The sequence below is a fragment of the Sphingobacterium populi genome, from assembly GCF_001586775.1.
Classification (GTDB): domain Bacteria; phylum Bacteroidota; class Bacteroidia; order Sphingobacteriales; family Sphingobacteriaceae; genus Sphingobacterium; species Sphingobacterium populi.
Map to the genome: position 1 here is coordinate 154,680 of NZ_LQXS01000005.1, position 26,353 is coordinate 181,032.

The 26,353-nt window shown below is 42.4% G+C and carries 22 protein-coding genes; 14 read left to right on the forward strand and 8 right to left on the reverse strand.

Translation table 11 applies throughout. The features are described 5' to 3' along the window. Positions 1–118: 118 nt before the first annotated feature. On the forward strand, positions 119–1,033 hold the full coding sequence (locus tag A0125_RS12895) for an NAD(P)/FAD-dependent oxidoreductase (RefSeq protein WP_066756908.1): 915 nt from the start codon (positions 119–121) through the stop codon (positions 1,031–1,033). A gap of 18 nt (positions 1,034–1,051) precedes the next feature. Here A0125_RS12895 and A0125_RS12900 read toward each other — a convergent pair whose 3' ends face one another. Continuing rightward, positions 1,052–1,417 (reverse strand): hypothetical protein, encoded by a 366-nt coding sequence (locus tag A0125_RS12900; RefSeq protein ID WP_066756910.1) that lies wholly within the window; start codon positions 1,415–1,417, stop codon positions 1,052–1,054. A 232-nt stretch (positions 1,418–1,649) separates the two neighbouring features. Here A0125_RS12900 and A0125_RS12905 point away from each other — a divergent pair, with 232 nt between their 5' ends. The 6 genes from A0125_RS12905 (at position 1,650) to A0125_RS12930 (ending at position 9,540) form a co-directional block, all read left to right on the forward strand. Further along, complete coding sequence (locus A0125_RS12905) at positions 1,650–4,046, forward strand: ABC transporter permease (RefSeq protein ID WP_066756912.1); 2,397 nt, start codon at positions 1,650–1,652, stop codon at positions 4,044–4,046. A gap of 62 nt (positions 4,047–4,108) precedes the next feature. Next, complete coding sequence (locus A0125_RS15620; protein WP_066756914.1) at positions 4,109–4,363, forward strand: hypothetical protein; 255 nt, start codon at positions 4,109–4,111, stop codon at positions 4,361–4,363. Beyond that, on the forward strand, positions 4,281–5,078 hold the full coding sequence (locus A0125_RS12915; protein WP_082785037.1) for a DUF4097 family beta strand repeat-containing protein: 798 nt from the start codon (positions 4,281–4,283) through the stop codon (positions 5,076–5,078). The genes A0125_RS15620 and A0125_RS12915 overlap by 83 nt, the downstream gene beginning before the upstream one ends. A gap of 186 nt (positions 5,079–5,264) precedes the next feature. Beyond that, positions 5,265–7,619: an ABC transporter permease gene (locus A0125_RS12920; protein WP_197464878.1), complete on the forward strand. Its 2,355-nt coding sequence runs from the start codon at positions 5,265–5,267 to the stop codon at positions 7,617–7,619. Positions 7,620–7,756: 137 nt separating this feature from the next. After that, positions 7,757–8,716: a glycoside hydrolase family 43 protein gene (locus A0125_RS12925; protein WP_066756923.1), complete on the forward strand. Its 960-nt coding sequence runs from the start codon at positions 7,757–7,759 to the stop codon at positions 8,714–8,716. Between the two features lie 158 nt (positions 8,717–8,874). Beyond that, complete coding sequence (locus A0125_RS12930) at positions 8,875–9,540, forward strand: ABC transporter ATP-binding protein (RefSeq protein ID WP_066756926.1); 666 nt, start codon at positions 8,875–8,877, stop codon at positions 9,538–9,540. A 94-nt stretch (positions 9,541–9,634) separates the two neighbouring features. Here the strand turns inward: A0125_RS12930 and A0125_RS12935 are convergent, their stop codons facing one another. Genes A0125_RS12935 through A0125_RS12945 form a run of 3 tightly spaced genes read right to left on the reverse strand, consistent with a single transcriptional unit; the run spans position 9,635 to position 14,959 of the window. Further along, positions 9,635–11,974 (reverse strand): GH92 family glycosyl hydrolase, encoded by a 2,340-nt coding sequence (locus A0125_RS12935; RefSeq protein ID WP_066756929.1) that lies wholly within the window; start codon positions 11,972–11,974, stop codon positions 9,635–9,637. Further along, positions 11,974–14,286 carry a GH92 family glycosyl hydrolase gene (locus tag A0125_RS12940; protein ID WP_066756932.1) on the reverse strand — a complete coding sequence of 771 codons (2,313 nt, stop codon included), beginning with the start codon at positions 14,284–14,286 and terminating at the stop codon, positions 11,974–11,976. Before A0125_RS12940 ends, A0125_RS12935 begins: the two co-directional genes overlap by 1 nt. Positions 14,287–14,311: 25 nt before the next feature. Further along, positions 14,312–14,959 carry a basic secretory protein-like protein gene (locus A0125_RS12945; protein WP_197464879.1) on the reverse strand — a complete coding sequence of 216 codons (648 nt, stop codon included), beginning with the start codon at positions 14,957–14,959 and terminating at the stop codon, positions 14,312–14,314. Positions 14,960–15,212: 253 nt separating this feature from the next. On the opposite strand from A0125_RS12945, the gene A0125_RS15625 reads away from it, so the two are divergent. Genes A0125_RS15625 through A0125_RS12960 form a run of 4 tightly spaced genes read left to right on the forward strand, consistent with a single transcriptional unit; the run spans position 15,213 to position 18,214 of the window. Then, a complete protein-coding gene (locus A0125_RS15625) occupies positions 15,213–15,617 on the forward strand; it encodes a hypothetical protein (protein WP_156472544.1) in 405 nt (134 codons plus the stop codon). Further along, positions 15,545–16,642 (forward strand): sensor histidine kinase, encoded by a 1,098-nt coding sequence (locus A0125_RS12950; protein WP_066756935.1) that lies wholly within the window; start codon positions 15,545–15,547, stop codon positions 16,640–16,642. Before A0125_RS15625 ends, A0125_RS12950 begins: the two co-directional genes overlap by 73 nt. Before the next feature lie 9 nt (positions 16,643–16,651). Then, positions 16,652–17,353, forward strand: coding sequence for a response regulator transcription factor (locus A0125_RS12955; RefSeq protein WP_066756938.1), 702 nt, complete (start codon positions 16,652–16,654; stop codon positions 17,351–17,353). Between the two features lie 18 nt (positions 17,354–17,371). Continuing rightward, entirely contained in the window at positions 17,372–18,214 is an 843-nt protein-coding gene (locus A0125_RS12960) for a transglutaminase-like domain-containing protein (protein ID WP_066756941.1), read from the forward strand. 27 nt (positions 18,215–18,241) lie between these two features. Here the strand turns inward: A0125_RS12960 and A0125_RS12965 are convergent, their stop codons facing one another. Next, entirely contained in the window at positions 18,242–19,468 is a 1,227-nt protein-coding gene (locus A0125_RS12965) for a hypothetical protein (protein ID WP_066756945.1), read from the reverse strand. A gap of 158 nt (positions 19,469–19,626) precedes the next feature. Here A0125_RS12965 and A0125_RS12970 point away from each other — a divergent pair, with 158 nt between their 5' ends. The 3 genes from A0125_RS12970 to A0125_RS12980 all read left to right on the forward strand — a co-directional run bounded on the left by A0125_RS12970 (position 19,627) and on the right by A0125_RS12980 (position 23,994). Next, positions 19,627–20,799 carry a trans-sulfuration enzyme family protein gene (locus A0125_RS12970; RefSeq protein ID WP_066756948.1) on the forward strand — a complete coding sequence of 391 codons (1,173 nt, stop codon included), beginning with the start codon at positions 19,627–19,629 and terminating at the stop codon, positions 20,797–20,799. A 60-nt stretch (positions 20,800–20,859) separates the two neighbouring features. Continuing rightward, positions 20,860–21,315, forward strand: a complete 456-nt coding sequence (locus A0125_RS12975) for a hypothetical protein (RefSeq protein ID WP_066756951.1) — start codon at positions 20,860–20,862, stop codon at positions 21,313–21,315. Positions 21,316–21,387: 72 nt separating this feature from the next. After that, positions 21,388–23,994: a TonB-dependent receptor domain-containing protein gene (locus tag A0125_RS12980; RefSeq protein WP_066756953.1), complete on the forward strand. Its 2,607-nt coding sequence runs from the start codon at positions 21,388–21,390 to the stop codon at positions 23,992–23,994. Positions 23,995–24,078: 84 nt separating this feature from the next. Here A0125_RS12980 and A0125_RS12985 read toward each other — a convergent pair whose 3' ends face one another. The 3 genes from A0125_RS12985 to floA all read right to left on the reverse strand — a co-directional run bounded on the left by A0125_RS12985 (position 24,079) and on the right by floA (position 26,281). Next, the gene (locus A0125_RS12985; RefSeq protein ID WP_066756955.1) at positions 24,079–24,678 is read right to left on the reverse strand and encodes a Maf family protein; all 600 of its coding nucleotides are present in this window, start codon (positions 24,676–24,678) and stop codon (positions 24,079–24,081) included. Between the two features lie 4 nt (positions 24,679–24,682). After that, positions 24,683–25,201: a KdsC family phosphatase gene (locus tag A0125_RS12990; protein WP_066756957.1), complete on the reverse strand. Its 519-nt coding sequence runs from the start codon at positions 25,199–25,201 to the stop codon at positions 24,683–24,685. 102 nt (positions 25,202–25,303) lie between these two features. Next, positions 25,304–26,281: a flotillin-like protein FloA gene (gene floA / locus A0125_RS12995; protein ID WP_066756960.1), complete on the reverse strand. Its 978-nt coding sequence runs from the start codon at positions 26,279–26,281 to the stop codon at positions 25,304–25,306. Between the last annotated feature and the right edge of the window lie 72 nt (positions 26,282–26,353).

A 26,353-nucleotide genomic window follows, 5' to 3' on the forward strand; every position in this document is an offset into this window, starting at 1 on the left:
CTTCGCCGCAACAAATTATGACAATATCTTGTTTATATCAAATGCAATTTTATTGCATTTGAAAACTTTTAAAAATATCTTTATGCGGTAATAGTCACCATCAAAATTTTCAGTTTTTATGCAGAAAAATCAGCTTTTCGACACAATCGTATTAGGCGGTAGCTATGCAGGTTTATCAGCAGCTATGGCATTGGGTCGGTCCATACGATCAGTTTTGATCATCGATAATGGTAAACCGTGTAATCGCCAAACCCCGTATTCTCATAATTTTTTGACGCAAGATGGCAAAACGCCAGCCGAGATTGCGACGGTAGCTAAAAAGCAGGTGGAACAGTACGATACGGTACGGTTTGTAAACGACTCAGTGGCTACGGCATATGCTTCGAATGATCAATTCGTCGTGGAAACCATTTCTAAAAAGCAGTTTAAGGCAAAAAAATTGATCATGGCTACAGGCATCCGCGATATTATGCCCGACATTACTGGTTTCGCAGCCTGCTGGGGAATATCCGTAATCCACTGTCCATACTGTCATGGTTACGAGTTTAGAGATCAACGTACGGGTATTTTAGTTCCAGAAGATCCGAGTGCTGCACTACATTTGTCTGGTTTGGTAAAAAACTTGACCACAGACGTTACTCTTTTCACCAACGGCAGAAGTCCATTTGATGCAGAGCAACTAACCAATTTTAGCGATCGAAATATTCAGGTTAACCGTGACAAAATTTCCGAAATAATCCATCAAGATGGTTATATCAAGCATATCAAATTGGAAAATGATGGATTGATCGCACTGGATGCGCTGTATGCGCGAGTTTCATTCGATCTTCATCACGACATTGCAAAACAGCTTGGTTGTGGTATTACAGAAATGGGCTTGTTACAAATCGATTCCTTTCAGCAAACGACAATTCCCGGCGTATATGCATGTGGCGATATGAGCAATCCGATGCGTTCGGTAGCTAGTGCTGTATATACTGGCAACCTTGCAGGCGCCATGGTAAACATGGCACTCTGCGAAGCTCATCCATAGTTTACGCGCTGCGAAAGGTTACTGCGCAGCGCGCGCTGCCTCCAAAATAGGAATGTTGGCCTCCGTCGGCACGTAGATAATTTGATTTATCTTCCCTGCTTTGAGTGCTTCGCCAAATGCGCCGATAAACTCCTGTTTTCGGTATTCGGGATAGCGTTGTGCTGCCTCGCCCATGATCTTTATCGCTTCGGCTTGTAAAAGAGCCGCATCTTTTTCTGCTCGCGCTTGTTCAATCAAAATTTGACGAGATTGCGTAGCTTCGGCAAGTCGTGCACGGCCCGCCATTTCTTGCTGCCATACGTTATAGCGTGGCAGTCCGAACATTAATCCCAAGATGATTCCAATAGCTACTATTACAATCACCGATAAGCTGATTATTTTCATATATTTTTAGGTATTTACTATAAGATACGCAATTATCAGCAGAGATCATATATCTGTTCGTTTCCGAACGAATAATTGTCCGATATCGAACATGCTGCAAACATCACCAAGAATACAATTCACTAAAATACAATAACTTAACCATTAGGTGTTAAATTTGGTATGCCTTTACAAACAAAACAAAGTACAATAAGTACGCGTACCATTTAAGATAACGTTGGATTCTTTTAGCATGACATCACATATCAAAACAGCCTGGCGCAATATTATCAACAATAAACTGTTCAGCTTATTGAATATTGTAGGCTTAGCCACCTCCTTTGCGGTCACTATACTACTGCTTTCCTTTGTGTGGAAAGAGGCTAGCTTCGATAAGTTTCATAGCAACTTTAACAATATCTATCGCGTAAATACCGAATTCGACGCGGAATATAACAACGTAAAGACACCACAATTACCCAATTCTGTCGCACCAGCGATGATGGCCGAAGTGCCGGGCGTAGAGCAAACAGTACGAATGGTAAAACGCGACTTTGGCACGATAGCTTCGATTCGTGTTGGTGATCAAACTTTCTCCGAGTCGGCACTCTATTTAGCCGATTCCAGCCTCTTCCAGATTTTCGATTTTCAATTTATTGAAGGCAGTGCACAACACGTTTTCAATCATCCGAACGATATCGTGATTTCGGCTTCCACAAGGGATAAACTGTTTGGCAATCGCTTGGTAATGGATGAAATGTTGACTATCAATAACAAAGATACCATGCGCGTAGCTGGAGTTTTTCAAGATTTACCAGAGAACAGCAGCTTGGATTGCAATATGGTCTACAACATCATGGACAGTTGGATGGGAAAAGATGTATACTGGTCCAATGCTAGCTATGACACGTATGCTTTATTAAATCCTGAAGCAGACCCATCGCTGGTAGAAAAACAAACCGATGAGTTACTAGATAAGTATATGGCCGATGATCGCTTTCTGAAGCGGCTTTTTTTACAGCCTCTTGCTGATGTACATTTGTACTCCACGGATTTGCATGACCGAAATGCTACCCGCTCTGGAAATCATGTTACGATAAAACTAGCTATTCTATTGGCCGCCATAACGCTATTTATCGCGTGCATCAATTACATGAACTTGGCTACGGCGCGCTCTTCCAAGAATGCGAAGGATGTAGGAGTTGCAAAAGTATTAGGTGCAACGGGCAAACAGGTCATTTTAAGGTTTTATGCTGAAGCCGCTTTGGTGACTTTACTAGCGATTATTGCAGGTTATGGATTGGCCGTTCTGCTAGCTCCTTTTTTTGAGAAAATAACGCAAACAACATGGAACTATGAGACATTGCTGAACCCGCAGTTGCTCGGCATGACATGCCTACTTTGGGTCGGCGTTACACTATTAGCAGGTAGCTACCCCGCCTATTACATGAACAAGATTAGCCCACTTATCTTGATGAATAAGGGTGCGCTAAAGAATTCATTTGCCAATCGTATGCGCCGTATTTTGGTGGTCTGCCAATTTACAGCCTCTATTATCCTTTTGTCTTCTATTATGATCATCGCGCAGCAAATGCGCTATGTACAGCAAAAAGATTTGGGGTACCAACCTGCTGGCATGGTGGCAATTTCCATTAATACCGTTTCATCTCAATCACAACTTCAAGCCTTGAACGAGGGTTTGCGCAGCCTCGCTCCCACAACAAGTTCGGTCGCGGCACAGAGTATATTGGGGATGCGTGAAAGTGGCAAAACGATATACAAAAGGGATAATCATAAAAATGGTTATTCAGTATTCACCAATAGCGCAAATGGACCAATAGTCGAAACTTTTCAACTTAAACTATTAGCGGGCAATGATTTACCTGAACACTTAGCTCCCACCGACACTACCTGTTACGTGTTAATTAATCAGTCCGTGTTGAAATACTTGGGCTACAATAACCCAGAGGATGCTGTTGGCCAGCCAATCGTCACCGAAATGCTTCCGAATAATTCCATCATTTCTGGCGTGCTGAGCGATTTTCACTATACCTCGCTCAAAGAATCTGTGGGTGGATATCTATATTATCGTACAAACGGCCCTTCAGAATCACAACAGCATTTGTTCGTCCGTTTCCAATCCGCACAAGTGAGTACTTATTTGAGTCAGGTAGCGGAAGTATTCAAGCAACATGTGCCAGACGGCGCTTTCGTATACGAATTTACCGATGAACATGTAGCGCGTATGTACAGAGAAGAAACACGGACAGCAAACATTACCGGTTTATTCTCCGGCTTGGCGATCCTAATTTCTTGCTTGGGCTTGTTTGGACTAGCTAGTTCTATGGCCGAACAGCGTGTCAAAGAAATTGGTATTCGTAAGGTTTTGGGATCCAGTGTGACCAGTGTACTACTCTTACTTTCAAAAGATTTCATTAAATTGGTGTGTTTATCAATTGTCATCGCCACACCAATTGCATGGTGGGCGATGCACAGTTGGTTAGCCGATTTTTCTTATAGGATAGAATTACAATGGTGGGTATTCGGAATCTCCGGCCTCATCGCATTACTAATTGCCCTATTAACCATTAGCGGGCAGGCACTTCGTGCTGCGCTAGCCAACCCAATACAAAGCCTACGCAATGAGTAGGAAAATGCTGTAAATTATTAACAATAATCACACATATTTTATTCACACAAACACCACCAATTATGCGTTACATTATCTTAACCACACTACTATTAACCAGTATTTTTGGCTTACAAGCCCAACAGAAAAAAATCACGTACACCACCAAAAATTTTAAGGCATCTTCTATCAAATCTTTGGATGCCAGTACAAGTGGTGGATCTATTCAAGTAGAGGGCACTAGCGGCGAAGAGCGTGGAGGTTGTTCTATCTCCAAATGGAAAGCTAAAATATTCCCGAATCGAAGAGCTAAAGTCCATTTTCGAGAAAGAATATGACATAGATTTAGGTGTCAAAGGCGGCACGTTGGTCGCGAAAGTAAAGCGCAAATCCGGTTTTAGTGGAAATAATTCACTTTCGGTAGCCTATATTATTCATGTTCCCACAAAAATTTCATCACAAGTAAAAACATCCGGTGGCAGCATTTCCATTAGCAACCTAGCAGGAGATCAGACCTTCACTACATCGGGCGGCAGCTTGACAATTAACAACCTCAATGGTAATATTAATGGTAAAACTTCTGGTGGCAGCATCACGGCAAAATCTTCTAAAGGCACTATAAACATTTCTACTTCTGGCGGGTCGATCACCATGGAACAATTGAACGGCACCATCGTAGCAAAAACTTCAGGTGGATCTATCACTGCGAAACAAGTGGTTGGAAAATTGAATGCTTCAACTTCGGGAGGATCAATCAATCTTGACGGCACACAGGGAGATATCAAAGCAGCAACATCGGGTGGTAGTGTAAATGCAACAATCACGAAAGTAACCAACCCATTAAGCTTAAGCACTAGCGGTGGCAGTATCAACTTGAAAATTCCAAAAGGTGGTTACAACTTGGCTTTAAGCGGAACCAAAGTCAATGTCAGTAATTTGGAAAATTTCTCTGGAAGTAGCAAAAAAGACCGCGTATCTGGTTCTATAAATGGTGGCGGCCATGAGATCACCGCAAAAACTTCTGCCGGAACAGTTAACGTTAACTGGCTGTAAGTACATTACCACGAAATAAGCAATATATAAAAAAAACAGCCATCAGAAACGCTAGATGAAGAGAAAGTATCGTGGCGATCCATTTTTAGGGCATGAGTATCGCCGTTGGAGTGGCATTTCTGCAGGCACCAATAGTTTGTTTAAAGATTAATTCTAGAAGTAATGTTAGAGAATTATCTAAAAATCATGTATCGAAATCTTTGGAGATACAAAGCCTATTCGTTGCTCAACATTCTTGGGCTTTCTATTGGCTTGGCCTCTACTTTTTTGATTTTTTTGTGGGTACAGCACGAACGCAGTTACGATCAGTTTCATGATAAGGCCGCGCAGACTTATCGTTTAACCAGTGGCATATCAAAAGATTTTGTGGCGGCCACCACACCACCGCCCATCGGGCAAGAAATGGCCAGTAAAATCCCGGCAATTAAAGACCATTTGCGTCTAACTCATCGAGTAGATCATCTGTTTGAGCATGACGGAAAAAAATTCGAGGAAAAAGAAGGTTTTTATGCTGATTCGAACTTTTTATCATTTTTCTCCTTTACGGTTTTGAAGGGCGATCCGAGTACTGCATTGCAAAATCCAGATGTCATTTTACTTACAGAAAAGATGGCGAATAAATATTTTGGCAGTACAGATGTTGTCGGTAAAACGTTGATCAGAGACAACAAAAATCCGGTTACGGTGTCTGCGGTTTTGGCCAATATCCCAAGCAATTCACATCTCCAATTCGACTATATTCTGCCGATCTCGGCGATAAAGGACAATGATTGGAAATACCCGAGTCAAGATTGGGGCAACTTTATTTATTACACCTACTTTCAGCTAGACGAGCAACTGACACCTACAGCTGATGCCTTATCCAAGGTGACAGAAGAGATCATGCGTGAATATAAAACGCATACAGATGGCGTAATTGCTAAGACGCAATTCAAGCTGCAACCTCTATCAGACATACACTTACACTCGCAAAACTTTCAGGTTGATGTTGCCGTACATGGACATTATTTGTATGTCAATACATTATCGCTAGTAGGTCTATTTATCCTAATTGTTGCTTGTATCAATTTTATGAATTTATCAACAGCACGATCTGCAAGGCGAGCTCGAGAAGTCGGTCTGCGCAAAGTCGTTGGCGCAGATCGCAAACAGTTGATTACGCAGTTTTTAGGAGAATCATTATTGATAACTTCTCTGTCTGTCATCATTGCACTGGCGATAGCAATATTGGCTTTACCTGCTTTCGGCGGATTGATTGGGAAATCAATAAGCATTTCGCTATTTTCTCCAGAAATGGCCGGCTATTTAGTGACCATAGTGATTTTTACTAGCCTTTTTTCTGGCAGTTACCCCGCCATTTACCTGTCCAGCTTTAAACCACTTTTAGTGTTGAAAGGAATTTTAACATCACAGCGCAGTGGTCACCGTGTGTTTCGCAATGGTTTGGTAGTCGTGCAATTTGTTGTGTCTATCTTTTTGTTGGTGGGTACAATCGTTATTTACAAACAATTGGAATTCATCAAAAATCGAGATAACGGATTCGATCGGTCAAACCTTCTCTATGTGCATATGACGGGAGATATCTGGGGCAAACAACAAACTTGGAAAAATGCACTAGCCGAAAACCAACTCACCAGCAATTTCACTATTACAGACGCTTTGCCATCCAATCTAGGTAGTGGTACGATAGATTACTGGTATGAAGGAAAAGATCCCAGTTCGGAGTTAGTCGTACCCATGATGGATGTTGACGCAGATTTTATCTCCGTTTTTGGTATGGAACTGCTGGCTGGCCGTACTTTCTCTAAGCTTTTCACAGATTCTACCAGCTATATGATCAATGAAAGCATGGCTGCTGTCATGGGACTTTCACCCGAAGAAGCTGTCGGAAAACCTTTTGCTGTTTGGAGTAAAAAAGGAACTATAGTTGGCGTGGTAAAAGACTTCAACTTCAAACCGGTGAGTCAATCTGTCGGCCCACTCATGTTGCAATACAATGAATGGGGTGGCATGGCAGTAATACGTACACAACCAGGGAAATTAGAAGCGACTTTAGCTGCTGTGGAAGCAGTCAATACGAAACTAAATCCAAATTACCCGTTTAATTATGGCTTCTTCGATGAAGAGCTCACAAGATTGTACGAGAGCGAACAACGTTTGAGTAAATTGTTCGCGCTGTTTGCGGGCTTGGGGATTTTTATTTCTTGCCTAGGGCTATATGGGTTATCGGCATTTATGGCGGAGCAACGTTTTAAAGAAATTGGTATTCGCAAAGTGTTGGGATCTTCTACGATCGGCATCGTGACATTGCTGACTAAAAGCTTTATTGGACTTTTGATTGTAGCAATTATCGTGGCTATTCCTATATCGTGGTACGGTGCGGTGCAATGGCTGAATGGTTTTGCATATCGGATTGAGATGGGCATCTGGATTGCAACTTTAGCTTCGGCTATTGCATTGATCATCGCGTTGCTTACCGTCGGATATGAGTCGTTGAAAGCTGCTCTGATGAACCCGACGCGGAGTTTGAGAGACGATTAGCAATTGTTTGCGCAGCACTGTTTCAAGTACATATTGATTTATTGGTGTGTAAGAGATCTGTACGACATTTCAATCAAAAAAAAGCACTATATTAGAGAACAATTACCTATATGATATAAACGCTAAATCGAAAAAGCATGAATAAGTTAATCTCTCTAATTGCAGTTTCTTTGCTAAGTTGCAGTTCACTGGCTATTGCCCAACAAAACCCCGTTTTCCCAGGAAATTATGCCGATCCTGAAGGAATTGTATATAATAATACCTACTGGATTTTTCCGACCTATTCTGCTCCTTATGAAGAGCAAATATTTTTTGATGCTTTCTCCTCCAAAGATTTGGTAAACTGGGAAAAACATGAACGCATTTTAGACAACAACGAAGTGAAATGGGCGAATAAAGCGATGTGGGCACCTGCGGTTCTAGAGAAAGATGGCAAATACTATATATTTTTTGGTGCAAATGATGTACATCCAGGTGAAGTAGGTGGTATTGGTGTCGCAGTCGCTGACAAACCAGAAGGGCCTTACAAAGACTTGATCGGAAAACCATTGATTCAAGAAAATGTGAACGGAGCGCAACCAATTGATCAATTCGTTTTTAAAGATAAAGATGGCACGTATTACATGTATTACGGCGGTTGGAAACATTGTAATATGGTGAAGCTAAAACCGGATTTCACCGGAATACTGCCTTTCGAAGATGGTACTTTTTATAAAGAGGTCACTCCTGAAAATTATGTAGAAGGACCGTTTATGTTTATCAAAGATGGCAAATATTACTTCATGTGGTCCGAAGGTGGTTGGACAGGTCCAGATTACAAAGTAGCCTATGCGATTGCAGATTCGCCATTTGGCCCATTCAAACGTGTAAATACCATTCTAGAACAAGATCCTGAAATTGCGACAGGTGCAGGTCACCATTCCGTAATTAAAGTACCAAACGAAGAGAAATATTTTATAGTATATCACCGTCGTCCGTTAGGAAAAACGAGCGCACACGACCGCGTGACCTGTATCGAAGAATTGCATTTCGACGAGCAAGGCTTGATCAAACCGGTGAAGATGACTTTCGAAGGCGTCAGCCATCCGCTAAAATAATACGCAGCCATTGCTAGTCAAGCTGTTCGGAATTGAACAAAAAAGTGTTCAGTTCCGAACATTGCCAAAACACAACCACATCATACTAGCTGACTAACAATACATTACGACTCTGGCACATCCTTAGACAGAAGATCTATCATAAAGCCATTGCATACATGATCGAACTACAACATATTTTCAAGTGGTACAACGTCGGAGGTACGAAGACATTTGTACTAAAAGACATTAACCTACGTATAGAACAAGGAGAGTTTATCTCCATTATGGGCCCTTCGGGATCGGGAAAATCCACGTTATTGCATATTTTAGGAAATCTGGATACGCCTGACGAGGGATCCTATCTTTTCTTGGAAGAAGATGTATACGCATTGAAAAGCCGCAAGAGAGCAGAACTTTTCCAGTCGCGTGTAGGATTCGTTTTTCAATCTTATCACCTTATAGATGAGCTTACGGTATACGAAAACATCGAAACGCCATTGATCTATAAAAACATTTCTAGTTCGGAGCGAAGAGCCATTGTAGGAGATATGCTGGACCGTTTTGGCATTGTCGGAAAAAAGGATCTTTTTCCAAATCAATTATCGGGCGGACAACAACAAATCGTAGGTATCGCGCGCGCTTTGGCAGGATCTCCGAACCTTATTTTGGCGGATGAACCCACAGGCAACCTCAATTCTCAACAGGGTGAAGATGTGATGAAGTTATTTAAACAGTTGAACGAAGAGGGCGTTACGATCGTGCAGGTGACGCACTCAGAGAAAAACGCAGAATACGGTAACCGCATCATCAACTTATTAGACGGACAGCTTAAGAAAGATTAATATCGCCTAATGTTATCTTAGGTGCACCAATTAAAAAGCGCTATGAAGATTGATCTTCATAGCGCTTTTTTGTGTTTTGCCAGACACTACTTTATTAAGCCTTTTTATTGGGTTTGGCTCCCATCTTGAATTGCAATTTTCCGCCATTCACGATGTCTTCATGCTTTAAGATGTAGCCTTTCAATGGTTTTCCATTCAAACGTACTTCTTGTACATAGACATTTTTTTCACTTTGATTGATGGCTTCCACTTCGAAAGTTTTTCCATTCTCCAATTGGACAGATGCTGATTGCACTAATGGACTACCTAACCAATAATCGGTAGAACCTGGCGCCACCGGATAAAAACCCAAACTTGAGAACAAATACCAAGCACTCATCTGTCCACAGTCATCATTTCCACCTAAGCCATCTGCCCCGTTGTGATACTGATCTTTTAAGATTTTGCGGATCCACTCTTGGGATTTCCATCCTTCGCCAGCCAACTGATACAAGTATACGACGTGATGTGCCGGTTCATTGCCGTGCACATAATTGCCAATAATTCCTTCACGCGTAATATCTTCTGTGTGCTCGAAAAATTTGTCGGGAAGGTGCATCGTGAACAAAGAATCCAGATAGGTTGCCAATTTCTTTTTGCCTCCAATCAATTCCATCAATCCTTCTGGGTTATGTGGCACATACAGGCTATAGTTCCACGTATTGCCTTCAATAAATCCTTGACCGTGTGTTTCTAACACATCGAATTGCTCACGAAACTTTCCTTGCGCATCTTTCGGACGCATAAAGCCGATCGATGGATCAAACATATTGCGCCAGTTTTCAGCTCGTTTGGCAAAAATCTGATAGTCGGCCTCACGATTTAAGTGCTTCGCCAATTGTGCGATGCACCAATCATCGTAAGCATATTCCAAGGTATTGGAAACTGAGGTTCCATTGCTTTCATCAGGAATATAACCCAAATCAATGTAATCTCCAATGCCTTCATACCGACGGTAATTGGCTGTCGCAATACAGGCATCCAATGCTTTGTTGGCATCGCCCTTGTACACGCCTTTCAAAATCGCATCTGCAATAACAGAAACGCTGTGATAGCCACTCATGCACCAATTATCATTACCATAATGCGACCATATTGGCAACATTTTCAGCGTGCTCTGATCATAGTGCGCCATCATCGAAGCCACCATATCCGAGTTTCGCGAAGGATTTATCAAGTTCATATACGGATGAAAAGCGCGAAAAGTATCCCACAAGGAGAATGAAGAATAGTTGACAAAACCATCCGCTTGATGCACCTGATGATCCAAGCCACGGTATTGCCCATTCACGTCCATATACTCGGTTGGCATCAGCGCTGCATGGTACATCGCGGTGTAGAAATTAACATAATCAGCTTCCGTAGGCAACTTCGCTTGAATACGACCTAATTCTTTCTCCCAAAGATCCTGACCTTCGCGTTTGGTACGTTCGAAATCCCAGTGCGGCACTTCTGCTTCCATATTCGCCAGCGCATTGTTCGTACTTACGGGCGATATTGCCAACTTCACTTGAATTTCTTCGTTAGCTGCTACATCAAAGTCGAAGTGCATACGGATTTTCGTGCCAGCGATGTCTGGAAAATTATCCGTCTGATCAAACTTGCGCCAGAAGCCTTTGTATACTTGTTGCTTTTCAAAGTTCTTGGTACCATAATTTTTAAATGGTTTGGAGAATTTCATCGCAAAATGCACGACACGGGTTCTTGCCCATCCGTGCGTTTGGCGATATCCTACAATAGTATGGTCGTCTAGCACACGCGCTACCGTCCACACATTTTTATCATCGTAATTATAGATACCGTGCATCAGGTCGAAAACGATATGACTCTCGCCTGCTTGACTAAAAGTATATTTATGATGACCAACGCGCGCACTTGTCGTAAGCTCGGCGGTGATGTTGTGTGCATCTAATTTTACTTTGTAATAATTTGCTGCAGCTGTTTCATTGTCATGGCTAAATGCCGAACGGTAACCGCTGCCCGGTTTATCTGCTGTACCGGGATTTAGTTTCAATGCACCGCTGGCGGGCATCAACAAGAAATCACCCAAATCCGAATGCCCCGTACCGCTAAAATGCGTATGGCTGAAACCGACAATCGTTGGATCACTGTATTGATAACCCGCGCAGTATTTGTACACATCTCCATTGTACTTTCCGTTTACGGCGTATGGTATCGTATCGGTATCCGGACTTAGCTGCACGGAACCAAACGGTACCGTGGGTCCTGGATAGGTATGTCCCATTTTGGCCGTGCCAATCATCGGATCAACATAATCCACAAGTCTTTTTTCTTGCGCTTGCGAAGCAACAGCCAGATGTAGCAAACTCACTACACCAAAAGTGCGCAGGCATTCCTGCCAGCGCACTTTATTAGCTAAACCTAAGTTTATCATTATTTGTATTTTCCTTCCATTTCTAAACTCAACGAATACGGGAAGTCTTTTGCAGATGTTCCGCGTTGCGTATTAGGCTGCGCTCCCATCGAGAAGTCAATTTTAGCACCTTTTTGCAACTGTTCGTGGGTGATGAAGTTTTTGGCATGCGCTTTACCGTCAACGTTCAGTTGTTGTACATAACGATTGTCTGCAGTATTGTTTGCTGCTTGGATTGATACCGTCTTGCCATTGGCCAATGTGATCTCCGCTTGATCAAATAAAGGCGATCCGAAGATGTACTCATTGGTAGCCGGACATACCGGATAGAATCCTAACGCAGAGAATACATACCAAGCCGAAGTTTGTCCATTATCCTCATCACCACAATATCCATCTGGATGCGGCGTGTACATACGATCCATGGTCTCACGTGCCCAATATTGTGTTTTCCAAGGTTCGCCTGCATAATTATACAAATAGATCATGTGCTGAATCGGCTGATTACCGTGTGCATATTGCCCCATATTCGCTACTTGCATTTCACGAATCTCGTGAATCACGCCGCCATAATAACTTTCGTCATAAATTGGAGGTAAAGAGAACACAGAATCCAATTTGGTGGTGAATGACTTGTGACCGCCCATCAAACGTGCCAAACCTTCCACATCGTGGAATACCGACCACGTGTAATGCCAGCTATTCCCTTCGGTGAATGCATCGCCCCAAGTGAATGGGTTGAATGGCGATTGGAAAGAGCCATCTTTATTCTTACCGCGCATCAATCCAGTTGCTGGATCGAACAAGTGCTTGTAGTTCATGCTACGCGCGCGGTACAATTCGATATCTTTCTTTGGTTTTTTCAATGCCTTTGCCAATTGATAAATGGCAAAATCATCGTACGCGTATTCCAACGTTCTAGCCGCATTTTCGTTGATTCCGACATCGTAAGGCACGTATCCTAGCTCCAAGTAATATGGCGCTCCTGCACGACCAACTGCGGTCATTGGGCCTTCATTGTTTGCACCGTTTAATAATGCTTCGTACAAGGTTTCGATATCATAACCCCGCAATCCTTTGATGTGCGCATCCGACACGACAGAAGCCGAGTTGTTTCCCACCATGATGTTGGCATAACCCGGGCTGCTCCACTCCGGCAACCAACCGCCTTCTTTGTACGCGTTGGCCAATCCTTCTTGCATCTCCACATTGATTTCTGGATAAACCAAATTCAAGAATGGATATAGCGCGCGAAACGTATCCCAAAAACCCGTACCGGCAAACATACGGCCAGGTAAGATCTTGCCATTGTATGGACTCCAGTGCACAGGCTCATTATTCGCATCCAACTCGTACAATTTGTTTGGAAACAATACTGTTCTGTACAAACAAGAGTAGAACGTTTTTAACTGATCGTGCGTACCACCGCCTACTTTTACGCGGCTCAATGTTTGATGCCAAGCTTCTTTTGCTTCGTCATGCACGTTCGCAAACGATTTAGCACCGACTTCGCGAGAAAGATTTAGTTCGGCTTGTTCGTAGCTAATGAATGATGATGCTACGCGCATATTGACTTGTTCGCCACGTTTAGTTTTGAAACCTACAATGGCTCCAGTGTGGTTTCCAGCTGCTGCTTGCTCGTTAGCCGCTTGATATACGCTGTCTTTCCAAATTTTAGTAAACGTGATGTCTTTGTCGAAGTAGATAACAAAGTAGTTTTTGAAGTTCTCATATTTTCCGCGGCTGTAACGGCTCGAGTAACCGACAATTTTATTTTCTTCTGGGATGAATTTCACTTCCGATCCTCTATCGAATGCATCGATAGCCACAAAGGAGCTATCATTTTCAGGAAAAGTGATGCGGAAGACTGCAGCACGCTCAGTTGGTGTGATCTCTGTTGTCACATCAGCATCTGCTAAATACACACTGTAATAGTACGGTTTCGCTGTCTCCGATTTATGTGAAAACCAGCTTGCCCGTTTGTTTTGATCGATCTCAGGCGTACCACTTCCCGGCATGATGGAGAATTGGCCGTAATCATTCATCCAAGGAGAAGGTTGGTGGGTTTGTTTGAATCCGCGAAGCTTATCAGATGCATAAGTATACATCCAGCCGTCGCCCATCTTTCCAGTTTGCGGACTCCAGAAGTTCATTCCCCATGGCACTGCAATGGCGGGATAAGTATTTCCATTAGACATGGATACTTTGGAATCAGTTCCCATAAGGGTGTTTACCCATTCTTCAGGTTTTTCTACCTGAGCGATCTGTTGGGCAGAAAGTGCCCCTATCGAAAACAAAAATGATAGGGAGTAAAATAAATAACGAAGGTTCATAATTCGAATATACTAAAAAAATGTTCTAAGCTTTGTTGGCGGCCACGTAGGCATCCCAAAGCGCATCAAGTTCCATACCGGTAAGATTTGTCCAGATTTCAGGAGTATACGTTTTTTCACGCATTGCGGCATCTAGTTTCTTCACAGTACCTTTTTTCTTATTATTCTCTATCCAATCCAAGAATCGAGCGGATATTCGATAGCTACTTTTATAATGGTGATCATCTTTAAGTGCTGGCAAAGACCAATTGCCCGCTTCGTTGTTTACGCCATATTTGTAGCGAACGTAATCGGCAATACCTTCGACCAGCCATCCTGGTCCACTGCGTGCCGGATAGGCTTGTACGATATGCATCACTTCGTGCGTCACGACGTCGATATCTTCTGGCATTTTTTCCATCCAAGCTTGTGCGATCACAATCTTACCATTGTGTGCGTAAGCCACTCCATCATAGGTAGTGTCGATCGTAATGTATACTTCTTTCAGGGAATTTGGATTGAAATCCTTTACCAACTTAGGATAATTTGTAAAAAAAACGTCTATAAGGCGCTTTTGCTGTGCAGCATCAAAATCGGGATTCTGCGCATGAAAATGCAAGGTATACCCTTTCTTAGTAATTGTTTGTGGCTGTTGTGCATGCAGCGCAACAGGAATAAAAAGCACTAATAGCATACTTAAATTTAGGATGCGTAGCACAGGTTGGTGATTAAAATAATGTAACATGGGTTTAGATGTAGGTGTCTAGTAAGATATCGTCTTCCCGATATCTGAAAATAAAAGTAAACGGATTTACGATATAGGGCTGTTAACAAAACCCCAACAAATTGTTAACAAAAACTAAATTATTAACTACTACATGTAAATTTTGTGTACATTCATTCTGCCAGATAACAATTCTTCCTGCCAAAAATTGCGATACGTTTACATGAAACTCACCTCCATTTCTCTCGTTTATAAAATCACGGCTGTATTCAGTTTTATCACGCTAATCAGTCTACTGGTTTATCTCACGTATAATACCTTCATCCTCAACGACCAGCAGTATCAAAACACCGAAAAACTCTTAATCAAAGAGTTCTACTATAATGCAATTCGAAATGACAAATTGTATCCCGGAGGGCAAGATATTTTTGATGCTAACATCAACCCCAAGCTGGCGCTATTAGATAGCTTAGATAAACACCACAGCAGCGAACTGCGAGATACAATAAGTGCAATTTTGCAAATTTGGACCGGGAGCTTAAGCTCCACAACACCATGGATAGTGTATTTGAGCAGATCAAATCGACTTTTCAATTGGGAGATGAGTGGGAATATGCACTATTGCTGAATCGTGTACGCATTAACCTTACCGATGAACGCAAAGTCGACATTTATAGCCCTGAGTCAATCGCAGCTGGCGACCGGAACACCATTCCGGCGATGAACGGACTACGCATCGGAGGCAAATTAGAAAAACTTAGAAAACAGAACCTAGTATCAGAACTCAATGTAAGCAGTACAGAAAATTTCAGCTATCAAGTCTCATTCGCCATCTTCGCCGATCGAAAAAACAGAACAATTGCCTTGCTGAAACTGATTGCTCCTGTTTTTCTACTTGGGATTTTTGCCATTGTGACCATTATAATCATTTATCTGGCGACCTACAGAAACTGGATCAGACAAAAGCGTTTGGCAGATATGAAGTCGGATTTTGTCAATAGCATTACACATGAATTTAACACCCCGATTGCGACTATTCAAGTAGCCAATAAAACGTTGAAATCACAGCAACTTGTACAAGAAAATAAACCGCTTGAAGCCCTTACCGATGTTATTCAGCGCCAATCCAGCCGCTTGCAACGTTTATTCTCACAGGTGCTCGACATCACCGCAATGAGTGGATACGCACTACAAAAAGAGCCTGAAAACATCACCTGCTTATTACGAGAAATGGCAGACGACTATCGCCTTAAGATGAGCGACAGCCAGACACGAATTGAATTCATTGACTTACCTCAAAAAGATACTATAGTAACGATGAATCCATTCTTCTTTACCACGATGATTTCAAACCTATTAGAAAATGCGGTAAAGCACAATCACAAAACAGAAAAAACTATAAAAATTGAATTAATCGACACCGGTAATAATTGGCGCATACGGCTATCGGACAATGGAAACGGTATCTCTGATAAGGAACTAAAACTTGTGTTTCAAAAATTTTACCGTTCGCAATCTAACACGCAAACCAGTCTTGGATTAGGCTTGTATTATGTTAGACAATGCGTTATAGCACATGGCTGGACTATAGATATTGAAAGCGTGGTCGAAGTCGGGAGCAGCTTTATTATCGATATTCCTAAAAATTCGTAATATAGAGGTATGAAAACACGCATTTTATATGTGGAAGATGAATCGGATCTAGGTAATGTAACTAAGCAATACCTAGAAATGATGGGATTCGAAGTATATTGGGCTTTGGATGGTACTACTGCATTAAAAGCGTATGGTCAAGCGCAGTTCGATATCAGTATTATAGACATACAATTGCCCGATACAGACGGATTTGCCCTAGCCAAACAAATTAGCCTAATTAACGAGCAAGCACATTTTCTGTTTTTGACTGCGCGAAACATGAAGGAAGACAAAATCAAAGGTCTACAATTAGGCGCGTTTGACTACATCACCAAACCATTCGACGTAGACGAATTGGTCTTACGTATTCGCAATTTCGTGAACAGGCAAATGCGCAGCACCCATACGCAAGCCGAAAGCGTCACAAACCAAATAAACATCAACGATGTAAAATTGGACTTAAAATTGCTATCAATATCTGTAGGAGAAAGTTTTACGACTACACTAACACTGCGAGAGCTAGAATTATTTACTTATTTGTACAAGCAGCGCAACCAAATAGTAAAACGAGAGGAGATTCTATTACATATCTGGGGTGACAATGATTATTTTCTAGGTCGAAGCCTCGATGTTTTCATCTCAAGATTGAGAAAAGTGTTGTCTAAATCCAATAGCGTCAGAATTGAGAATGTATACGGTGTAGGATTTAAATTAGTCGCTCCCGGATAATCTATAACAACACGACGTATGACCAACAACGAATTCACCGCATTAGTATCCTTGCTGGACGACCCCGACTACGATATCTTTCAGCAGATCGAGCATAAGCTAGTGACTTTTGGGCCCGACGTTATTCCAATGCTCGAGCAATCATGGGAAGAGTCTTTCGATCCTCTGGCGCAATCGCGCATTGAAAACATCATTCACAAAATCCAATTTGACGAGGTCAAGAATGAATTACAGATTTGGCAGTTAAACAATTCAGACGATTTATTGGATGGGCTCATGATCATCAATCGATATCAATACCCCAACATGAACGAGGATCAAGTATATTATCAACTGGCCGAGCTGCGTAGCGCCGCTTGGACTGGTATGATGTACGATATGAGTCCGGTAGAAAAAGTAAGGTTGCTGAATAACATTATCTTCCGCGAATACGGCCTTTCTGGCAATACAAGCAATTACCACGATCCGCAGAACTCGTTTATCAATCAGGTATTAGAAACGAAGAAAGGTAATCCAATTTCACTTGCATGTGTATATGCGCTGGTCGCACAGAAGTTGGATCTACCAATATATGGCGTCAATCTACCCAAGCACTTTGTGTTAGCTTACATGGACGAAACCAATCCCAATAAGGCTCTATTCTATATTAATGTATTTAACCGAGGTCAAATAATGCAAGATGAGGATATTCATGCTTTTTTGCGACAATTGAACCTGCCAATATCACGCGAATACACACACCCTTGCGACAATATAGCAATTATCAAACGTGTACTGCGCAATCTTATGTCAGCATATGAACATATTGACAATAGCACGAAGCGTCAAGATATTGCCTTACTACTGGATCTGATTCAATAGCATTTTAAACAAATGCTACACCTCCGGTTAGTGTCGTTTTCTAGCAACACTGCTCGAATTTATGGTCGAGTCTGCCGGAATAGTTCCGCGCGCATCGAGCGACACGCCTATTGGTGTGCGGTTTGGAATCCTCAATTCACCATTTGGCTCAACATCTCCTTCATCAGTAATTAAAAATCTTAAAACCGCACCCGCACCAGGGCCCGTGCTAGAGACTGCCTGCGAATCGGCAACGTACAAATAACGTGCGCCATCTCGCGTGTCTATTGCTACACTAACTGGATTAGCCAGCTTAGTCCTTGTCCCCTCGATCGTGCGACTAACTGAAATATTCGCATCGGTAGTATGAGTAGAGAAGTTTTCATAAAACAAGATTTTGCTATTGCCGCCTTGTACTAACTGAGTAGCAACCATCAAATCCAACTTGGGTGAATATGCCATGGAAAGTAAATTTGTAACGCCTGTAAGAGATAGCGTAAAATCTGGCTCAATATCTAAGCGCAAAGAATCTGGCCTGTTAGCCAATTGATCTGGAAGATTCAGGTAGCCCAGCACCTCTGTCGTCGCGGTTTCGCTGAATGTAGATATATAGGTTCTATTCTGCAAATCTTCCGTTCTCAAGCTAATATCGTATACAAAAATGGCACGAATCAATTTGTCAGAAAATGGAACTCTATATGTTGGCAAACTAGCACGATCTTTTGTTCTAACTCGACCATAGACAAACAGATCAGACTGCGTTTGGCCAGCGTTTGCCAACACAGAACCGACTAATGATGGAGGAATAGTGGGTTCAGAGGCACGCGTATTAGGCATAAACAATAGATCTCTATTGGGATGATAAGCCATATTGTGAATGGCCGTTAGCAATTCGGATGTCGGCTGACCTTGTCTTGCTAGCGTTCCGCGGAGGGTGTCAATCCGATAAATCTGAATAGCATGATCTTCCGCTGAAGGCGTGTTTTGAGAGGATTGAAATAGTAGTTGAACTTCTGGACTATAAGTAATCGCAGAACCACCAAAAGCTCCAGTTCGAAATGCGTTATTGAATGAAGTGAAAAGGGCATCATCCGCAGGATCGACCAGATACACGTTTTCTAACTGCTGCAATGCTGTATTTGGCTGAAAGTTAGAAGTCGAGATATACAATCGACTAATCGGACGAGTTGGTCGAATTGGCTCATCATCATCACGCAAACACCCTACCGTACTGCCTAGCAGCATTCCAAAAATTAGCAAGCGAATCCAACTCATCTTTTGTACTTTACATTTAACTTATACAAAGTTAAAAATAAAGTTTTACGAAATAGAAATCATTACAATTCTTAACATTAGCGCCATGTTCCTATGATCTATTAAATTCTAACTAAACCATTGGAAATGAATACTACATTTATGTACATTTGCGAACTATGCAAAAAGACGACTCCAAAATAATACGCAACCAAGTTCCCCGCTCAGCTAAAAGAGAACATTCGACGCCATTGTACTTGACATCTAGCTTTATCTTCGATAGTGCAGAGCAAGGCCGTGCAATCTTTGCCGAGGAGGAAGAAGGAATGGTTTATTCTAGGTATTCAAACCCTAATACCGAAGAGTTTATCAGCAAGGTGTGTATTATGGAAGGTGCAGAAGCCGGATTATCCTTTTCTTCTGGTATGGCCGCGGTCTTTGCATCTTTTGCCGCCTTCATCAAGAGTGGCGATCACATCGTGTCAAGTAGAGCGATATTTGGATCTACACATCAGTTGTTTACCCAACTTTTTCCACGTTGGGGAGTTACCACAACTTATGTGGACGGCGTCGAGCAACAACAATGGGAAGAAGCAATTCAGGAAAATACTAAAATCATCTTTTTAGAATCTCCTTCTAACCCCGGTTTAGAATTAGTAGACTTAGAATGGCTAGGAAAATTTAAGGAGAAATATCCGCATATTTTGTTAATCATCGACAATTGCTTTGCGACTCCGTATTTGCAAAAGCCACTGCAATATGGATTTGATTTATCCATTCATTCGGCTACCAAGTACATGGATGGACAAGGTCGTGTATTGGGCGGGGTTACCGTAGGAAAGAAAGAACTCATCGATACAATGATGTTTTTCATTCGGCACACAGGCCCATCTATGTCGCCATTCAATGCGTGGGTCATTTCCAAAAGTTTGGACACATTAGGTTTACGCATGGATCGCCATTGTTCTAACGCTCTGGCACTAGCCGAAGCCTTGCAAAATCACGCAGAAATTGAAGATGTAAAATATCCTTTCTTACCTTCACACCCGCAGTACGAGCTGGCAAAAAAGCAAATGAAGGCGGGCGGTGGCATCGTTACATTTGTGGTGAAGGGTGGTTTTGAACGTGCAAAAAACTTTATCGATCATCTGGAAATGATACTGTGTACGTCCAACTTGGGCGATAATCGGTCAATTGTTACACATCCTGCGTCTACCACGCATTCTAAATTGTCTGAACAAGAAAGATTAAACCTTGGTATCAAACCAGGGTCAATCCGTCTATCAGTGGGTTTAGAAGATAAAGACGATATCATTGCTGACGTAGTCGATGCGCTAAACAAAACTCGCTAAATGCACGTGTGCAACCTAATGGTTTGGGTTTTTGCATTTTATTTTTGACATTTGTATCAAATGAGCAGAATTTTCTCCATATTCCTATTGTTTATCTACTCGCTTACCAGCACGGGAGCTACGGTATATATACACAGCTGTGGACAAAACGCTCAGATTTCTATTTTTGAAAAACAAACTAATTCTGCTGACTGTACTTTTTGTACAGGAGATCACCATTCTTGCTGCATCGAGGCGCAAGACATGATGACCGAGGATATTCTCGCGTGTACTCACGAGCATTCTTGTTGTACGGATGTACGAGTCGAATTGAGTAATGGCGAAGAACAAGCGTTGACAAGTTTATTTAAAGATTTTGAAACGTTATCTCCCGCGGAATTCATTATTCCGTGGATTATTGTATTTCACCATGCATTGTTTGATGCATCAGCATCGGCGAAGCCGGCCGTAGCCACATTCGCAGCAACTACCACATTCCCCAATACTTATCTAGTAAATTGTAATTTTCGTATTTGATATTTGATGTAGTTCCATGATTCTACCATCCTGAATAGATGGTATCAAGTTCCCTACATTTAAAATACATCTATGAAAAATATATTTTTTTGGTATATCGCTATTTTTTTTGCGGCTATACCATCCACACAAGCGCAAAATGCGATCAAAGAAACATTTGACGTCGCTGGCAATTGTGGCATGTGCAAACAACGCATCGAAAAAGCAGGTAAAGATGCTGGAGCATCCCACATCATTTGGAATCCACAAACCGGCAAAGCTGAAGTAACATTTGATAACAACAATAGCAGCCTTTCGAAGATAAAAGAAGCTATTGCAGCAGCAGGACACGACACCGACGAATTTAAAGCTCCCGATGCCGTATACGATGCATTACATACCTGTTGTTTGTACGAACGAATGGATGAGGACGCAGACACGACAAAGAACCCATCCTCATCAAATGTAGATAAAACAGAGCACCACGATCATGACCACGAAGTGCGTGGTGTGGTGGTCAACGAAAGTGAGAATGGCGATCTTAAACCTATTCAAGGCGCTACGGTGTACTGGGTCGAAAATCCCGAGAAAAAGGTCCAATCCGACAAAGACGGTATTTTTAAAATCATGCATGAGCATGATTACAAGCGTCTGGTCGTATCTCACACAGCCATGCAAGCAGACACACTAGAAGTGACCAATCTGCATGAGGTGTTGGTTGTACAGTCGAAAAACAATGTATTAAAGGAAATCGTTGTTTCGCGCCGCCAAAAGTCCAATTACATCTCTCGGATGAATGCCACTCGAGTAGAAACCCTAACGGCTCGAGAATTATTTAAAGCCGCTTGTTGTGATCTTAGCGAGAGTTTTGAAACCAATGCTTCGGTAGACGTGGTGAGCAGCGATGCTGTTACAGGCAGCAAGCAGATCCAGATGTTGGGCCTTAGCGGCATCTATACTCAATTGACAGTAGAAGGATTACCGGGGCCAAGGGGATTTGCCATTCCTTTGGGATTAAATAGTATTTCGGGAAGCTGGATTGAATCAATCAACATCAGCAAAGGGATTGGTTCAGTGGTCAATGGTTTTGAAAATATGGCCGGACAGATCAACGTCGAACTCAAAAAACCTCACAACACTGATCGTCTTTATTTCAATGCGTACGCAAATAATATGGGACGTACCGATGTAAATCTGAATGTTTCGCAACAACTCAGTGATAATTGGTCGGTAGGTTTCCTTTTGCACGACAACTTTATGTATAACCGCCACATGAATTTTAGCAACAACGGCTTTCGCGATATTCCGGTTGGTAATTTATTTAGTGGTGTCAATCGGTGGCACTACCAAAATGATCACGGCGTTATAGTACAGTTTGGCGTAAAATATTTGAATGATAACCGCATAGGCGGTGAGATCGATTTTGATAAAAGTACCGATCAATTCACCACCAACCGATACGGCCTAGGCTTTGTGAACAAACGGATTGAAGGTTTTGCCAAAGTAGGCTATGTATTCCCGACTAATTTGCACCGCAGTATCGGTTTGCAATTATCTGCAAGTAACTACGATCAGGAGAGCTTTTTTGGCCTTACGGGCTACAATAATAACCATTCATCGGGCTACGCCAACTTAATTTTCCAGGATGTAATCGGGAGCGAGGCGCACAAATACAAAGTCGGTGCATCTTTGCAGTACGATAAATACCGAGAAGATCTCTTTTATACCTCGCCAAGCATCAATTATCAAATGGGCAGGCAGGAACGCGTAACCGGTGTCTTTGGAGAATACACGTACAGCCCAGCCGAAAAGCTAGATGTGGTTTTGGGCTTACGCCAAGATCACAACAATTTGTATGGTTGGTTTACCACGCCGCGCGGTGTGATTCGCTATCAACCAACAAGCACGACAACGCTGCGCTTGAGCTCAGGTCGAGGACAGCGGACTGCTAATATTTTTGCTGAGAACTTGGGAATCTTTGCATCAAGTAGAACTATAGCTAATCTCGATGGCATCGCCTATGGAACAGCAGCGTATGGCCTTCGACCAGAAGTATCTTGGAATACAGGATTCAGTGCAGATCAAGATTTTCAATTATTTGGCCGCGAAGCGGGCATATCTGTAGAGCTCTTTCACAACAACTTTCAAAACCAAGTAGTCATCGATTGGGAAAATCCGCGTGAAGTCGGTTTTTACAACTTAGAAGGGAAATCTTTTTCTAACAGCTTGCAGACAGAACTTCGATTTATGCCGATCCAGCATATGGAAGCACGTTTTGCGTATCGGTATCTCGACGTACAAACTGATTATCAAACGGGCCGATTGCAGAAACCATTGATTGCTAAACACCGCGGCTTCATGAATTTGGGTTACAATACGCACGCCGGATGGTCTTTTGATTATACATTGAATGTCGTTGGGCATAAACGCATCCCGCCAACCACTGGAAATCCTGCACAATACCAATTACAAGATCGTTCTCAGGCATACGTAACCATGAATGCGCAAGTATCCAAAACGTTTGGCAAGAACAAGAACTTCGATGTGTACGTAGGTGGAGAGAATTTAAGCAACTTCTTTCAGCAAGATCCAATTCTCGCATTCGATCAACCATTTGGAAGTAATTTTGACACCAACATGTTGTGGGGGCCACTAACCGGACGCATGTTTTATACCGGAATTCGCTATCATATCAAATAACTGAGTGGAGATAAAGAGCAAAAAACCTGCACAACAAGGACTGTTGTGCAGGTTTTTTTTTATGGAAAAGCAAGAAACTACTTATCAGTCTTGCGCCAGAAATTGCTTCATTTCATGGTACAATCGAGCAGTCGGTAACCCCATTACATTCTCATACGCGCCATCGATCCGCTCAACCGCAATACGGCCAATCCACTCTTGAATACCATAAGAACCCGCTTTATCCATCGGGTTATAATTTGCGATGTAATAATCGATTTCATCCTGCTCCAAATCTACAAACCAAACAGTTGTACGCTCCACAAACCGATGTATGCGCCCGCGCAACGCAAGGATAACGCCAGTATAAACAGCATGCTGACGACCGGATAATCGTGAAAGCACAGCTTTCGCCTCGTCGGCATCTGCCGGCTTGCCCAGCATGGTGCCATGCTCATCCGCGACTAAGGTATCGGCTACGATGACCAAATGATCATGATAAGAATTAGCAGAAAACGCCGTAAGTTTGGCTTCCGCAATGCTACAAACGATGTCTTCTGGCGTCAGCGATGTATCGATATGCTCATCAACTTCTGGAATTTCGACCGTAAAATCCAAATCCAACCGGCGTAATAGTTCTTGTCGCCTGGGAGATTGAGATCCTAATATAATTCGGGTGTCTTTTAATTTTTCATTTAATATCATGCCATTAAATACTTTTTGTTGTGTTAGAAGTTGGCCACTTATTTTGTGTTTTTAATACTTTTTCCAGCACATCGCGTACAGCACCTCGGCCACCTGCAAATGGAGATTGATAACGGCTTATGGTTTTAATCTCTTCTGCCGCATCTCGCGGACAGGCCGGCAAACCGACGATGGACATCGCATCCAAATCGGGTATATCATCGCCCATATACAATAATGATTGCCGATCGATAGAAAATTGTTCGCAGAGCTGCAGCAAAAGTGCTTTCTTGTTAGCAACTCCCAGATAGATATGCTCAACACCGAGACCGCGAAGGCGCTTTTCTACACCATTAGAACGGCCGCCACTGATAATAAACACACGAATACCAGCTTGTACAACAGCTTGGATGGCAAATCCATCTCGCACGTGAAAAGTTCGGAGTTGATGCCCCTCTTCGGTCACTAGAACGGTTCCGTCAGTCAGCACACCATCTACATCCAAAGCGACTGCCTGAATGTGTTGAAAATCCCTCAAAATCATATGGGCTCAAAAATAACGATAAATTCTGTATGCCACGAAATAGCACGGGTCGTAAACAAAAAAGGCTTCCTTGATGGAAGCCTTATGATTATTCATGCTTTTTTATTTCTTGTTCGATTCGCCGGGCTTTGATATAGAAGTACGCATATCGGTATCGGCTTGTATGTTCTGCATTTTATAATAATCCATAATACCGAGATTACCACTGCGAAATGCTTCGGCCATGGCCATAGGTACTTGCGCTTCCGCCTCGATCACCTTTGCTCGGGCTTCTTGTGCTTTAGCGCGCATCTCTTGCTCATTGGCTACAGCCATAGCACGGCGCTCTTCCGCACGCGCATTGGCTACTTTCAAATCGGCTTCTGCCTGATCCGTTTGTAGTTTTGCTCCGACGTTTTCGCCAATATCGATATCAGCGATATCTATGGATAAGATCTCAAATGCTGTACCCGAATCTAACCCTTTGGATAGCACGGTCTTAGAAATATTATCAGGATTTTCTAGTACGTGTTTATGATCGATAGATGATCCAATGGTTGTGACGATGCCCTCTCCTACTCGGGCAAGGATTGTCTCTTCACCTGCACCACCAACAAGCTGATTAATATTTGCACGAACGGTTACTCGTGCTTTGGCAATAAGCTGAATACCATCTTTTGCAACTGCTGCTACAGGAGGCGTATTAATGACATTCGGATTTACAGACAATTGTACCGCATCAAAGACATCTCTACCTGCCAGATCTATCGCTGTTGCCAATTTGAAATCGAGCGGTATATTTGCCTTATCGGCCGAGATAAGTGCCTTTATAACCTTATTTACATTACCACCTGCCAAATAATGGGTTTCGATTTCATTCGTGGTGATTCTCAAACCAGCCTTTGTCGAGATAATCATGGCATTGGAAATGAGCGCTGGTGGCACTTTTCGTAGACGCATCAGCACTAAGTTGAGTAGACTAATTTTTACATTAGATAATTGCGCTGTAAACCACAGGTTAACTGGCAAAAGGTACAATAATAGAAATAGGGCAACAACAGCCCCTACAATAATTAAAATGACTTGTACTTCGGATCCCATAATCAGATGTTTGTATTTTACCTAAAGATATAAAAACTATCCGCAAGTACATTGTCGCGAAGCCAATAGTTG